We start from the raw sequence: 12,485 nt of genomic DNA, 5'->3' as shown, positions 1-12,485 counted from the left end.
AACGCCCATGAAACAGCTAGATCCCATGGTTTTTGTTGTCGTGTTCCAGGAGATGCTGGGACCGCTCTTCTGGCCGCTCATCGCGTTCATTCTAGTGGGGGCCTTGGCCCTCCTCGTTGTCCTCATCCGTGATGGTGGCGTGCATTCTCGGCGCCTGATCCGTGCCGAGCTGATCGGCCTCCTCGGTGGTTTTGCGGCCGTCGCGTTGATGATGTGGGTGACGGCTTCAAGCCCGGGCGATCTCCTCGGCGGGCCGATCGACTGGCTGCTGACGATCGCGATCTGGGTGGCCGGAGTGATCGGCGCCACCATGGTGGCCTATGTCGGGCTCAGCCTGATCGTCCGCGACAATTCCGATCACTCACGCGCCTTCCGGCGCTGAACCTCGCCTTCCTCCATCCTTCCAACATTCCTTGACCAAGGTGATCATCATGAAACTTCGACACATAACCGTTCTAGGCGCGTTGGCTCTCGGCACAGTCTCCGCGCTGGCTGCTCCCGAGCCCGCCAATCCTGATCGCCAGACGCCTTGGAAACTCTATGTCGATTCAAGGGAAGCCTTCGCCATGAAGCAGGCGCAGGGCGACAAGGTTCTGCTCGTGGATGTGCGGGATCCGATCGAGATCATGTTCACCGGCTTTGCTCCGGCTGTGGATGTGGTGGTGCCCTTCATGGTCGCCAATCGCGGCAAATGGAACGAGCAGCGCTCGGTCTATCAGGTCGAGAAAGATCCGAACTTCGAGGCCAATCTTGCCAAGGCCCTAGCCGCAAGAGGCCTCTCCAAAGATACGCCGATCCTTCTCATGTGCCGGTCTGGCGGTGAGCGCGGAGCCCCTTCTGCGAAGGAACTCTGGGGCAAGGGCTATTCGAAGGTCTACGTCGTGACGGACGGCTTTGAAGGCGACACCGTAAAAGCGGGCGACAAGCAGAACTGGCGCCTGGTCGATGGCTGGAAAAACGCCGGCCTTCCGTGGGGCTACAAGCTCGACAAGGCCAAGTTCCCGATGGCTCAGCAGTAATCCAGGTAAGGATCATGACCATGACCATCACTCTCAAGTCTTTTCTTGCCGGTCTTGTCCTGCTCGGTTCCACACCCGCCTTTGCTGGCCAGTCCATTTTGTCGCTCCTTTCTGCTGAAACGGCAGAATCGCAGGCCTTCTCGTTTGTTCTCGCCAATCAGATGCAGGGAAGCGGGAATGCGGTTGAAGTGCTCCTCTGTGGCCAGGCGGGTGATATCGTCCTGAAAGCCGCACCGGCTGCGCAGATGGCCCCGGTCACGCCGCAAGGGGCCTCGGTCAAGGCCCTTGCGGAACGCTTTCTGAAGCAGGGCGGGAAGATCAGTGTTTGTGCGATCTACCTGCCCAATCGCAAGCTGACGCCAGACGCGCTGATCGAAGGCGTGGCCGTGGCCAACCCGAAGGAAATGGCCGACAAGGTGGCGAATCCGGCGATCCGGGTGATTGGCCAATAAGTTGGATATCGAGCGTGCAGCCATTTCTCGCGGCTGCATTCCTCCCCCGCCAGGATCGTCCATACCCCCAGTATCGAGCGATCAGGGCGGGGGAGGTTCTCCAGCGCTCCTCTCCACAGCCCAACGGACGGATGGCCCATGACAAACCCGAAGGGGCAGTTGTTCTGGAACCGCTTCGCGGAACGTTACGCCGCTCGCCAGATCAAGGACGTCGCTGCTTACGAAGCCCTGATTGCCGATGCGGCCTCGCTGCTGACACCGGACGATACGGTGCTCGAACTGGGCTGTGGAACCGGGGGTGCCGCGATCCGGCTGGCGCCGAATGTCGCGCAATTCATCGCAACGGACTTTTCTGCCGAGATGATCCGGATTGCCAGGGCGAAGCCGGCACCGGGCAATCTTGAGTTCCGCGTTGCCGATGCCGAAGCGAGCTTTTCATCCGGCCCGTTTGACGCGATCTGTGCCTTCAATGTGCTGCACCTGGTCGATGATCCGGCGGGCTTGCTTGCTGACATTCACGATCATCTTAAGCCCGGCGGCCTTCTGATCAGCAAGACATGGTGTTTCGGGGATCTGAGCCGCAAGCTGCGCTTTCTGTTTCGTGCCATGGGCATGGTCGGCCTGTTCCCGCCGGCGCACCGACTGACGATTGCAGACCTGCGGGCCATGATCGGTGCCGCCGGTCTGGAGATCGTTGAGCAGCGCATTCTGGGAGCCTATCCACAGAACCCCTACATCATCGCCAGCAAACCCCGCGTCAATCCAGTTCTGTAACTCATGGGCTGGGTTGCCGGGCAGAACTGACGACCTGGCACTTGGACGTCTTGTCAAATCTACGAGCGGAAGGTTCTTCACATCATGCGTGAGGAACCGGGCATTCCGCAAAGCCCCAAGCTGCCATCGCAACATTGACCCGGGCGTTGGCATGTCATGCCGCTCTATCGGTTCCGGTTGAACAGGCGCCCTGGGGCAAGGCGCCGAGGCGGGTGGTGCTCAACCGATCCGCAAGGCCGTCGCATTGATGCGGGCGTCAAAATAAATATTAACAAGAAGTTAATGGCGGAGAGGGAGGGACTCTCAGCGCTCTATACAAATCAATGGTTTAGACGCCTATTGCCGACGATATTTCCCACGAGATTTCCCACGGAATTGAAGTTGTCCACAGCCGATTTTTCGGGATGGCTCAGTTCCGAAGCAACCATCCGGCAAGGGCCACAGCTACGCCGGAGGGTCACAGAAGAACGGCTATGGGACGCGGCCAACCCGACTCTCTAGATAAATCAACACTGCTTTGATCGACCGCTCCGCGCGCCCGTTTCGGTCGTAAAAATCGATCAACTGATATCCCAGTAGCAGACATTGTTCTGCCGTGCCTTGAGTGAACTCATCGCGTAGAGGGCGGTAAAAACTGAAGCGAAATCACTGTGCCGCCGTCTTGCCGGTCCCGGATCTCCAGCGTCGAGCCATGCGCCTCGGCAATCCGCTGGACAATCGCAAGACCAAGGCCGGTGCCGCCCAGATCCGATGCACTGGCGCGCCAGAACCGCTTCGTAACCAGAGGTTTCTGCTCATCCGGAATGCCCGGCCCACGATCGAGTACCGCGAGAAGCCCAGGCTCCGTAACGCGCACGAGAACCTCCTCGCCGGGCGGAGAGAAGCGCAGGGCGTTTTCGACGAGATTGCGAAGGGCATGTGCGATACCGTCGGCATCGCCACGGACCATGCCCGGCGCAGCGCCCTCCAGCGCAAGACCGCGCCCCTCGCGGATCGCCAGCGGCGCCATCGCGCTGACGACCCCCTCCGCGATCGCAGTGAGATCGCATTGCCGCGCTGGATCGACCACAAGCGTATCGGCCTGAGCAGCCGAAAGAAGCTGGTTCACAAGGCGCCGCCAGGCCGCGATATCAGCGCGAACAGCATCAATTTCGCCGCTTTTCGGCAGCGTTTCGATGCGTGCCGACAGCACAGCGAGTGGCGAGCGCAAGGCATGCGCGGCTTCGGCGGTGAAAGCGCGCTCGGCTTCAAGCGCCTCGCCCAACCGCCGAAGCGCGTCGTTGATGGCCTCGACGAGGATCAACACTTCTGTCGGTAGCCCGCGCGTGGGCAGGGTGGCAATGCCATGGCTGGGGCCGGCCTTCCGCGCGGCGTCCGCGGCATGAACCAGCGAGCGCAGAGACTGGCGCACGGTCACTGCATTCACGATCATCAGACAGATGGCGAAGGGTAGGAGCGAGACGACGACATGCACGAAAAGCTCGTCGAAATAGACGAAGAGCAGCAGGTTCGAGGGGTCTCCCGCTGCCGCGAAGGCAATGCGCACCGGCTCGCCCGCGACATTCGCCCGACGTGAACCCACGAGAACGGATCGGCCGTTGACCTGCACATCGCTCCACCACGCATCCGGACCGTTGGGCACGTTCCAGCGTTCGGCGGGCACAAGCGAGACATTCGCCTCGCCCAGAACGCCGCCCGCGCTGTCCTCGATGCGGAAGGCATAGGCATCCGGATGGCGCGTGAAGGTGCCTTTCAGCCGTTCCGAAGGCGTGAAGGCAAGACGGCCATCCGGCCCCACCTTCAGCGCCTCGGCAAGGCGATCGATCTGGTGGCTCACCTTTTCGCGCCGCAAACCCTCGGGGTCGGCGCTGTAATAGGCCGTGACAAAGACGATATTGAGCAGGGTGAGCAGCCCGCCGGCCAGCAGAAGCCGGCGGATGAGCGTAGTAACCAGTGATTGGCTCATGCTCCGCCCGCCTCGGTGATGAGATAGCCAATGCCCCGGATGGTATGGATTTCTACATTCGCGCCGACATCGGCCAGTTGCCGCCGAAGGCGCGACACGGACGCCTCGAGAGCGTTGGGGCCGGGCGCTTCATCCAGGGTGTAGATCGCATCTTCGATCACCCGTCGCGGGACGGATTGCCCGAGCTTGCGCAAGAGCACTTCAAGCACATCGATTTCGCGGCGCGCGAGCGCAACCGGTCGTCCGGCAGCCGTCACGCTCCGTGATGCCGTGTCAAAGGCGAGATTCCCGAGCTGCAATTTCCGTCCCAGCAACCCGCCGGGGCGGCGAAGAAGCGCCCTGCAACGCGCGGCAATCTCGGCCGGAGCCGCAGGCTTCACGATGTAATCATCTGCGCCGCGATCGAGCCCGTCGATCCGGTCATTGAGGCCTGCTCGCGCGGTGACAACGAGCACCGGAATCGCATTGCCCGCATTCCGCAGGCCATGGAGCAGGTCGAGCCCGTCGCCATCCGGCAGTCCGAGATCAAGAACGATCACATCCGGTGGGGCAACGGAGACGATGGCGCGCGCGGATTCTAGATTGGCCGCATGGTCCACGGTGAAACCCTCCGTTTCCAGAGCCTCGCGGGTGAGATGGGCCAGTGGCGGCACATCCTCGATCAGCAGCAGTTTCATCCATCAGGTTCCCGTCAGGCTCGGTCCCTATAGCTCGGGGCTCATCCTCGCGAGGTCAAGTCGATGCCGAAGCTTCTCGCCACCATCCGCAACCAGATCCCGCTTACGCCCTACGCCTATCGCGGCGAGGACGTGCCGTGCAATCTCTGCGGCTCGCATCACAAACTCACGATCAGCCAGACCGATCGGCGGCTGAAGACGTTGAAAACCGTGGCGTGCGAACAATGCGGGCTGATCCGCACCGATCCGATGCCCACGGATGCGGAGCTCAACGCCTATTACGCGGGCGAATACCGGCTTGATTACCAGTTCGCGTTCTCGAAGAAGCCGCCGCGCTTTCATATCACCCGCAGCCAGCGGGATGCCGAGACGCGGCTTCGGCTGCTTGAACCCGCACTTCCCGGCCAAAAGCGGCTGCTTGATTTCGGCTCAGGCTCCGGCGAGTTTCTCGCGCTCGCGGCCAAGGCGGGGCACCAGGTTCAGGGCATCGAGCCAGGCGAGAGCTTCGCAGACTTCGCGCGCGAAGAGTATGGCGTACCCGTTCAAAGTGCGGTTTGGCAGCAGGTGGATTTCGCGCCCGGCAGCTTCGATGTCATCACCTCGAACCACGTGCTGGAGCATCTGCGCGAACCGGTGTGCGCGCTGAAGCGCATGGCTGAATGGTTAGCGGAAGATGGCGTGCTATTCGTGTCCGTGCCGAACGCGCTGGGCAAGCGCCGGCACAGCTTCCAGCATTTCCATTTCGCGCATGTCTATAACTTCACGCCGCAGGCGCTCATCTGGGCCGGCATGGTCGCGGGGCTCGAGCCCGATCCACGCTTTCGGAGTGACGGCACAACCATCATTTTCCGCAAGCGAAAGGAGGGCGCGGCAATTCCGGCCTGGGGCGAAGGGCAAGGCCCGTGGGTCGCAGGACATTTCGAGCCATCCTCGCCGGTGCGCTTCCTGCTCTCCGGGCGTTGGGCGGTTGATGCGCTGCGGCGCTTCCGCAAGGTCGCAGGCGACAGCCTCGTCAGGGCATGATGTAGTCTGCCAGCCTTGACGACTGCTTTTTGGAGTCGTCAGCTTCGCGCCCCCGTTTCAGTCGTTCCGGTGCTTCGTTGCGGATCACCAAAACCAGCCGCTATTGCAAATACATTCTGGGGAATGGCTGGGTAAGAACGCTCAATCCCGCTCCGCATCCAAAATACTGCGCAACGCAGCGAGTCGCGGGATGAGTTCCGAGATCTCTTTTGCATCGAATTTCGCAAGCAGGTCTTCGGCCCATGGGTATGTCGTGGCAATGCAGGCCTCCCGCATGGCACGGCCCGCCTCTGTGATGCGCACGATCTTCGAGCGGCCATCTTTGGGGTCGGCGTGGATGACGACCAGACCTTTCTGCTCCAATCGTTGCAACGTGCTTGTCATCGTTCCTTTCGTCACCTGAAAGGCGCGTGCGAGTGTTGCGGGAGATCTCCCGTCCGAAACGCGCACGCAATGGTTCAGGACGGTGAACTGCGCGAGGGTCATCCCCGCCGGCATCAAGCGCTCGAACTGTGTCTGAGACAGCTGCGCAAGGATGCCGACTTCTGTGAAGAATGCGAAGAAGGCATCCGGATTGGTCATGCGCGGATCAGCTTTGCCTCCAACGGCCAACGTGGCGTTGGCGCAACTGGATCTGCGTAGCCGAGGCGAGCGAGCATTTGAAGTGTTTCGCCCGTTTCAACCCTGCACAATCGCCGCGCCTCGGCAAAAAGGGGCGTCATTTCCGGATATTCCTGCAGGGCTTGGCTGATGGGATGCAGGCCGAGACCAAGCTTTGTTGCGAGGAGGTTGAGCCGCAAATAGCTTCTGCCAGCGGCGAGTTGGTGCGCGCGGCTGTTTCCCAGTCCCGTCAGCCAGACAAAACTCGGCGTCTGCGTGAAAATCTGCCGATAGCGTGCGATCTGATTGGTTGTCGTTTCCGACTGAGAATCCATCGCATCCGCACGCACTTTGTCGGCGCCCAAGATGCTCAAGGCCTCGAACAACGGACCGCGAAGGGAAATCCCATCCGGATTTGCTTCGATTTCGCTTGCTCCCACTCGCAGCACATCGATGCTCTCGCGCAGGGTGTGCGGTGTGCGCATTTCACGTTCGAAGGCGGTCGAGGCCATGGCAATCAGGGCCTGAACCTCACTTTCAGTCCTTGTGCAATCGAAGCGGACGAGATCAGACCCTGCGGCCTGGAGGGCTGCAAGGGTTTCTGACGGAACCGGCCGCTTGAGATCGAAAGGGACCTTGGCCGAACGTCGATCGCGGATGAATCCAGCCAGTGGATCGGCTTCCAATCCCGGCACAGCGACAAAGCGCAAACGAGCGACGGGGCGGTCATCCAGCCGTTCTTCGCCTGCGCCTTCCGGAAACGTCTCGACATCGATTTTCATGCCGTGACGCGAGGCAGCGATGACAGCAAGCTCAACGAAACAGCCAAAGCCGATAACGATCTGCCGGTCGAAGGGATCTGTCTGTGGCAACCGGCGCGCCAGATCGCAGGAGATCTCCGCCTGATCGGTGCCGATAAGGCGGATCTGCCAGGGCTGCATATTGTGCGGATTGGGAGCGAGGATCGCATGGCGGAATACGTCAAGCCGCGGATCGTGCTCTGTCCTGCCTGCTTGAGCCCAGGGCAGATAGGCCTTCTGCGGAACGCGCATAACGCGCCAGGCGGCTCCAGCGCCGACAAGCGCGAGCGTTCCCCCCACGCCTAGAATAACATTACGACGACTGACCATGGCTCTCTCCATTGGTTAGATATCAAACGATATATAGTTTGATATCTAACATTATAGGAGGGCGCAAGCGCTTGGTTGTGAGGCTTCTCACGTTCTTTAGGGATCATTGAATGCAATGACGGCCAAGTGCCGCCAAGGCGGTCACTTATGCCGCGCAAGGCAAATTCCGGAAGCCGACACTCTCCCAAGCCAATTCAATTCGAGCGTCGCGTGAAACCGGCCGGTCAAATTCCAGGCGCTCAACGCTCCGGGCGGGGGTTCCAGGATGGAGAGCATCATGGGACGAGCCCGCTTTGACCCCGGATATGACAACCATAGACCCTGGAATGGCGGTCGCCTCGTGGGCGCGAAGCGCTCCTTCAAGGTGAAGCAGATCTGGGCAATCCGGTTTCACCTCGACCACGAACAAAGGCTCAGGGATCGCGCGTTGCTCGATCTCGCCATCGACAGCAAGGTGCGTGGCTGCGATCTGGTGCAACTGAAGATCGGTGATGTTATCAGCGGTGGCTCTGTGAAGGCACGCGCCATCATCGTCCAGCAGAAGACTGGAAAAACTGTTCAGTTCGAGATCGTTGAACCCGCGCGCTCAAGCCTGCTCGCCTGGCTCGAACGGAGGGGCGGGACGCTCGATGATTTCGTCTTCCCCAGCCGCTGCGATCCATCCGCGCACCTCAGCACGCGGCAATATGCAAGGCTGGCCGATGAGTGGGTGACGGCGATCGGTTTGCGCCCGCTGGATTACGGCACGTATTCGCCACGCTGGACGAAGGCATCCCTCATCTACAAGCGAACCGGCAATCTGCGCGCCGTTCGAATCTTGCTGGGGCACCCCAAGATCGAGACGACAGCCCGATATCTCGGCGTTGATGTCGAGGATGCCCTGATGCTCGCAGAGGGCGTGGAGATTTGAGGGTAAGTGCCGAGGCCTCCTGAATTGACTGGCTGGTATGCCGCAGTCAAAGCGTCTTCACTCATGGAAATACCTGCATACGGGTGCGTCGGGCCAGACCGAAAGCGAGCGGATATCCAGCGGTCTCCGGCCAAAAAGTACCCAGACATCGGTGATGGGGCCGAAGAGTTGGTCGATCCGAAAACGATCCGGGGCCTGTTCAACCAGCTCCACCGATGTGATGCCTGAATCAAACCGCCCGGCTTGCAGCCCTTCCGCAACCGTCATGATGGACACTTCGTCGATCTGGTAGGGCCAAGCGCTAAGATCGGCGTAGTGCTTCGTGGCGGGCTGGAAGGCGATGGATCGTGGTTGCTCGACATCTAGCCGCGAGATGATCGCCAGTGATTTGCTCGGTGCGATGAAGGTATCGACGACATGAACGCGATGCACGTATCGCGCTGACATTTCCGTATGAGAGGGATGCACCGAGACCTGCAGAATGAAATCGAGATCGCCTGCCACCAGCGCCTCGAAAGCGTCGCGAAAATCGGTATACAGCACGATCTCTGCATCTTCGAGATTCCGGAAGGCAACGTATTTCCGGACAATCATTGAATGATTGCTGCCTTCGGTTCCGAGGGTTCCAAATCGAAGTGGCGTTGTCATTCCGGGCGGTCCTTCGGCTTCAGGCTTCAACAGCCGTTTTCAGGTTTTGGGCGGCCGGGTCGCGGCCAGCGCGATAGAGGTGGTTCTCGATGTGGCGGAAAAGGACAGCGAGAACGAAAGTGATCGCGAGATACATGGCAGCCGCAGCAAGGAAGACCTCGTAGGGCGCATAGGTGTCGTTCACGAGCATCTGGGCGGAACCGGTGAGTTCAATCAGCGTGATGGTGCTGGCAAGCGAGGTCGCCTTCACGGTCTGTATGACCTCATTCGTGTAGGCGGGAAAGCCGATCCGCACGGCTTGCGGGATGACGATGAAGCGCTGGAGCTTGAACCAATCCAGGCCCAGCGCACGGCCCGCCTCAATGGTTCCCTGCGGGACAGCGCGGATCGCGCCCGCCAGGATATTGCCGGTATAAGCAGCGCCATTCAGCCCCAGCGCAACCACTGCGCACCAATAGGGCTCGCGGAAAATCGGCCAGAAGACCGACTCGCGAAACCACGCAAACTGGCTGGTGCCATAATAGACCAGGAAGATCTGGATCATCGCCGGCGTGCCACGGAACAGCATCACATAGGCTTCCGCCGCCCGGGAGACCCAGCTGCGTCGGGCATTCAGCGCAAAGGCGACGGGGATCGACAGGATCGCCGCCGTAACAAGAACGAGAGCGGCAAGCTCCAGCGTCAGGGTTGCTCCTTTGGCGAGTTTTGGCAGGCTTTCAACGGAAATCCGCAGATCCAGCATGGCGCCTTATCTCTGGTAACTGCGCTCGAGCCGTCGCTCGAACCGCTTCAGTGCCTGCATGGAGAGGATCGTCATCACGAGGTAGGAAACGGCCGTCGCGCTGTAGATCGTGAAGGGCTGCTGCGTGGCTCCGGCGACAATGACCGACTTCCGCATCAGTTCCTCAAGGCCCACGACTGAAATCAGCGATGTATGTTTCAGCAGGATCAGCCATTGATTGCCAAAGCCGGGCAGCGCGATCCGCCAGGCCTGGGGCAGGATTACGAGGGTGAAGAGCGGAAACGGCCGCAGGCCAAGGGCGCGCGCGGCCTCGATCTGTCCCTTCGGCACGGCCTGAATGGCGCCACGGAACACTTCCGTCATGTAGGCGCCGGAAATGATCCCGAGGGCCACCACGCCGGCAGTGAAGGGCTCGACCTCGAAATAGGAACCGCGCAACTTCGAAAGTGTGACCGTTCCGCCGAAATAGATGAGCAGGATCACCACAAGGTCGGGGATTCCGCGCATCACGGTCGTGTAGGCACCGAGTGCAATTTTCGTGACTCGCGGGCCATAGAGCTTGGCCATGGCGCCCAGCAGGCCAATTCCGGTGGCAAGCATAAGGCTTGCCACCGCCACGAGGATTGTCAGCCCGGCCCCCGTCAGCAGTTGAACGCGATAGGTGATCAGGGCGTCAAACATACCGGGCGCCGATCAACCGAGGCCTTACTGGTCTTCGGTCAGCAGCTTGAACGGAACGTACTTCGCGCTGATCGCATCGTACTCGCCGCTTTTGCGGATGGCGCGGATGGCCGTGTTGAAGCATTCCCGCAACGTGTTGTCGCCTTTCCGGATGGCGATCGCCTGTCCGGCACCCAGCGTGCCACCCTTGAACTCGGGGCCGACGAACTCGAAATCCTTGGATTCCGGGCGCTTGAAGAACACCAGCGACGAAGTCGCCGTATTCTGGATCAGCAGATCGATGCGCCCGGCGATCAGGTCGAGTTCCACGGCCTGTGTGGTCTCATAGTGGCGGATGTTGGAATAGCCTTGCTCCTCGAGCCAGGTGCGCTGGGCAGCACCGCGCTGGACACCGATCGTCTTCGATTTCAGCGCCGCGGGTGTAACGTTGGTGACCGCGCCCTTCTTGGCCACAAAACGGCTGGAGCTTTCCTTGTATTTGATCGTGAAATCGACCTGTTCCATCCGTTTCGGCGTCATCGACATCTGGGCGATGATGGCGTCGAACTTCCCGGCCTGAAGCCCGGGAATGATGCCGTCCCAAGCCTGGGCCGCAATCGGGCAATCCGCACCGATGGCCTTGCACAGGGCGGCGGTGATCTCGATATCCCAGCCTGCAAGCTTGCCATTCGCATCCACATAGTTCCAGGGAGGAAAGGCGCCTTCGGTTGCGACTTTGATGGTCTTGGGGCAACTCTGCTGTGCGGTGGCGCCCGTCGGCGCGAGGCTACAGAAGGCAAGAGCGGCGGCTACCAGAATTGCGGACCTGCCGCGCTGCCAAATGCTGCGCGCCTTTTTCTGCGGTGTCATGGTGTCCTCCCTGATCCAGCCAATCCCGTTGCGTTGGCTTTTTGTATTCAGAGTGAGGCTAACCTGCTCATTTTCATCGTCAATCGCGGGAGCGTTGAATTAACCATCAGTAAACTTCTACGAAAATCAGCCCGTTAGGACCTTCCATCACGTCCGGAGGTTCACCAGCACCGAAAGATAACGAATGGGAAGGAGGATGGCTTCCTGAGGGCCATGGGTTCCGTTGCAGTCGAACAGCATGGAATCCCCTTGCGAGAGGGTCTGCGTGGTCTCGCCATATTTGTAGACCATCGAACCGCTGATGACATGGATGAATTCGACGCCCGTATGCTGGAAGGCCGCCTTCTCGCGGATCGGCGCGGTGATGGTGATGAGGTAGGGCTCCACGAAGAGATGGCCGGAGAGCAGATTGCCAAGGAGCTGGTATTCCTGATCGGCCTTGGTCCCGAAACGCTTGACGACGATGCCCTGCCCGGCCCGGACGATGGAGCAATCACTTCGGCTCTCCACATTCGCGAAGAGCCGCCCGACCGGCACCTGCAAAGCCCCGGCGATCTTGGCGAGAGAGGCCAGCGACGGCGAAACATTGCCGCGTTCGATGCGGGACAGCATGGCATTCGACAGGCCGGTCCGGTTGGCCAGTTCGATGGCGGAGAGACCTGCTGCTTGCCGCAGCGTCCGGATTTCGACTCCGACCGATTTTTCGACATCCGTCCGCATCCCTTTTTTTGGGGTGCGGCGGACACCGGCCGGGAGATCAACAATCGTGGCTTTGGAGGTCATGAGGAAACTCTTCGGGACGAGGAGACCACTCTCGCGTCAATTTCAACCTTGGCAAGCCGTCTTCGGCATGCAGTGGCAGGGAAGCGCCGCCAGAGGGGCCGTTCGTGGTGTCTGGGAGGTTGACCGAAACCGGATGTTCAAGGCGTCTGGAAAACCAACGCCGATTGTATTCGGTCAATAGGCTTCGGCTTGGTTTGGCTGACATCCGGGGGCATCGATTGCTTCCTTACG

General features: G+C 60.5%; 15 protein-coding genes. 6 read left to right on the top strand and 9 right to left on the bottom strand.

Annotation, left to right across the window (positions count from 1 at the left end):
* The first annotated feature begins 7 nt into the window (after positions 1 to 7).
* The 4 genes from P0652_RS16790 to P0652_RS16775 all read left to right on the top strand — a co-directional run bounded on the left by P0652_RS16790 (position 8) and on the right by P0652_RS16775 (position 2,245).
* Positions 8 to 382: a DUF5368 domain-containing protein gene (locus tag P0652_RS16790; RefSeq protein WP_284180021.1), complete on the top strand. Its 375-nt coding sequence runs from the start codon at positions 8 to 10 to the stop codon at positions 380 to 382.
* A gap of 49 nt (positions 383 to 431) precedes the next feature.
* Positions 432 to 1,019 (top strand): rhodanese-like domain-containing protein, encoded by a 588-nt coding sequence (locus P0652_RS16785; protein WP_284180020.1) that lies wholly within the window; start codon positions 432 to 434, stop codon positions 1,017 to 1,019.
* Positions 971 to 1,471: a DsrE family protein gene (locus P0652_RS16780; protein WP_284180019.1), complete on the top strand. Its 501-nt coding sequence runs from the start codon at positions 971 to 973 to the stop codon at positions 1,469 to 1,471. The genes P0652_RS16785 and P0652_RS16780 overlap by 49 nt, the downstream gene beginning before the upstream one ends.
* A 138-nt stretch (positions 1,472 to 1,609) precedes the next feature.
* Positions 1,610 to 2,245 (top strand): class I SAM-dependent methyltransferase, encoded by a 636-nt coding sequence (locus tag P0652_RS16775; RefSeq protein WP_284180018.1) that lies wholly within the window; start codon positions 1,610 to 1,612, stop codon positions 2,243 to 2,245.
* A gap of 610 nt (positions 2,246 to 2,855) precedes the next feature.
* On the opposite strand, the gene P0652_RS16770 is transcribed toward P0652_RS16775, so the two are convergent.
* Together P0652_RS16770 and P0652_RS16765 are read right to left on the bottom strand one after the other, a co-directional pair.
* The gene (locus P0652_RS16770; RefSeq protein ID WP_284180017.1) at positions 2,856 to 4,211 is read right to left on the bottom strand and encodes a sensor histidine kinase; all 1,356 of its coding nucleotides are present in this window, start codon (positions 4,209 to 4,211) and stop codon (positions 2,856 to 2,858) included.
* Complete coding sequence (locus tag P0652_RS16765) at positions 4,208 to 4,888, bottom strand: response regulator (protein ID WP_284180016.1); 681 nt, start codon at positions 4,886 to 4,888, stop codon at positions 4,208 to 4,210. The genes P0652_RS16770 and P0652_RS16765 overlap by 4 nt, the downstream gene beginning before the upstream one ends.
* Positions 4,889 to 4,951: 63 nt before the next feature.
* On the opposite strand from P0652_RS16765, the gene P0652_RS16760 reads away from it, so the two are divergent.
* Positions 4,952 to 5,911: a class I SAM-dependent methyltransferase gene (locus P0652_RS16760; protein WP_284180015.1), complete on the top strand. Its 960-nt coding sequence runs from the start codon at positions 4,952 to 4,954 to the stop codon at positions 5,909 to 5,911.
* A 141-nt stretch (positions 5,912 to 6,052) separates the two neighbouring features.
* Here P0652_RS16760 and P0652_RS16755 read toward each other — a convergent pair whose 3' ends face one another.
* A complete protein-coding gene (locus P0652_RS16755) occupies positions 6,053 to 6,493 on the bottom strand; it encodes a MarR family winged helix-turn-helix transcriptional regulator (protein ID WP_284180014.1) in 441 nt (146 codons plus the stop codon).
* Positions 6,490 to 7,641, bottom strand: coding sequence for an Acg family FMN-binding oxidoreductase (locus tag P0652_RS16750; RefSeq protein WP_284180013.1), 1,152 nt, complete (start codon positions 7,639 to 7,641; stop codon positions 6,490 to 6,492). The genes P0652_RS16755 and P0652_RS16750 overlap by 4 nt, the downstream gene beginning before the upstream one ends.
* A 277-nt stretch (positions 7,642 to 7,918) precedes the next feature.
* On the opposite strand from P0652_RS16750, the gene P0652_RS16745 reads away from it, so the two are divergent.
* A complete protein-coding gene (locus P0652_RS16745) occupies positions 7,919 to 8,551 on the top strand; it encodes a tyrosine-type recombinase/integrase (RefSeq protein ID WP_284180012.1) in 633 nt (210 codons plus the stop codon).
* A 57-nt stretch (positions 8,552 to 8,608) separates the two neighbouring features.
* Here P0652_RS16745 and P0652_RS16740 read toward each other — a convergent pair whose 3' ends face one another.
* The 5 genes from P0652_RS16740 to P0652_RS16720 form a co-directional block, all read right to left on the bottom strand.
* Positions 8,609 to 9,199: a type 2 periplasmic-binding domain-containing protein gene (locus P0652_RS16740; RefSeq protein WP_284180011.1), complete on the bottom strand. Its 591-nt coding sequence runs from the start codon at positions 9,197 to 9,199 to the stop codon at positions 8,609 to 8,611.
* A gap of 19 nt (positions 9,200 to 9,218) precedes the next feature.
* On the bottom strand, positions 9,219 to 9,941 hold the full coding sequence (locus P0652_RS16735; protein WP_284180010.1) for an ABC transporter permease: 723 nt from the start codon (positions 9,939 to 9,941) through the stop codon (positions 9,219 to 9,221).
* A gap of 6 nt (positions 9,942 to 9,947) precedes the next feature.
* The gene (locus P0652_RS16730; protein WP_284180009.1) at positions 9,948 to 10,622 is read right to left on the bottom strand and encodes an ABC transporter permease; all 675 of its coding nucleotides are present in this window, start codon (positions 10,620 to 10,622) and stop codon (positions 9,948 to 9,950) included.
* Between the two features lie 24 nt (positions 10,623 to 10,646).
* Entirely contained in the window at positions 10,647 to 11,471 is an 825-nt protein-coding gene (locus P0652_RS16725) for a transporter substrate-binding domain-containing protein (RefSeq protein WP_284180008.1), read from the bottom strand.
* A gap of 147 nt (positions 11,472 to 11,618) precedes the next feature.
* Positions 11,619 to 12,254: a helix-turn-helix domain-containing protein gene (locus tag P0652_RS16720; protein ID WP_284180007.1), complete on the bottom strand. Its 636-nt coding sequence runs from the start codon at positions 12,252 to 12,254 to the stop codon at positions 11,619 to 11,621.
* Positions 12,255 to 12,485 lie beyond the last annotated feature (231 nt).

The organism is Rhabdaerophilum sp. SD176 (genome assembly GCF_030143245.1).
GTDB lineage: Bacteria > Pseudomonadota > Alphaproteobacteria > Rhizobiales > Beijerinckiaceae > Rhabdaerophilum.
Note: the sequence above shows the minus strand (reverse complement) of the source record. Positions and strands in the feature narration are given on the sequence as shown.

Coding starts and splice junctions, on each gene's coding strand:
- P0652_RS16790 (WP_284180021.1), top strand. CDS start 8: ATGAAACAGCTAGATCCCATGGTTTTTGTTGTCGTGTTCCAGGAGATG.
- P0652_RS16785 (WP_284180020.1), top strand. CDS start 432: ATGAAACTTCGACACATAACCGTTCTAGGCGCGTTGGCTCTCGGCACA.
- P0652_RS16775 (WP_284180018.1), top strand. CDS start 1,610: ATGACAAACCCGAAGGGGCAGTTGTTCTGGAACCGCTTCGCGGAACGT.
- P0652_RS16770 (WP_284180017.1), bottom strand. CDS start 4,211: ATGAGCCAATCACTGGTTACTACGCTCATCCGCCGGCTTCTGCTGGCC.
- P0652_RS16765 (WP_284180016.1), bottom strand. CDS start 4,888: ATGAAACTGCTGCTGATCGAGGATGTGCCGCCACTGGCCCATCTCACC.
- P0652_RS16760 (WP_284180015.1), top strand. CDS start 4,952: ATGCCGAAGCTTCTCGCCACCATCCGCAACCAGATCCCGCTTACGCCC.
- P0652_RS16755 (WP_284180014.1), bottom strand. CDS start 6,493: ATGACCAATCCGGATGCCTTCTTCGCATTCTTCACAGAAGTCGGCATC.
- P0652_RS16750 (WP_284180013.1), bottom strand. CDS start 7,641: ATGGTCAGTCGTCGTAATGTTATTCTAGGCGTGGGGGGAACGCTCGCG.
- P0652_RS16745 (WP_284180012.1), top strand. CDS start 7,919: ATGGGACGAGCCCGCTTTGACCCCGGATATGACAACCATAGACCCTGG.
- P0652_RS16740 (WP_284180011.1), bottom strand. CDS start 9,199: ATGACAACGCCACTTCGATTTGGAACCCTCGGAACCGAAGGCAGCAAT.
- P0652_RS16735 (WP_284180010.1), bottom strand. CDS start 9,941: ATGCTGGATCTGCGGATTTCCGTTGAAAGCCTGCCAAAACTCGCCAAA.
- P0652_RS16730 (WP_284180009.1), bottom strand. CDS start 10,622: ATGTTTGACGCCCTGATCACCTATCGCGTTCAACTGCTGACGGGGGCC.
- P0652_RS16725 (WP_284180008.1), bottom strand. CDS start 11,471: ATGACACCGCAGAAAAAGGCGCGCAGCATTTGGCAGCGCGGCAGGTCC.
- P0652_RS16720 (WP_284180007.1), bottom strand. CDS start 12,254: ATGACCTCCAAAGCCACGATTGTTGATCTCCCGGCCGGTGTCCGCCGC.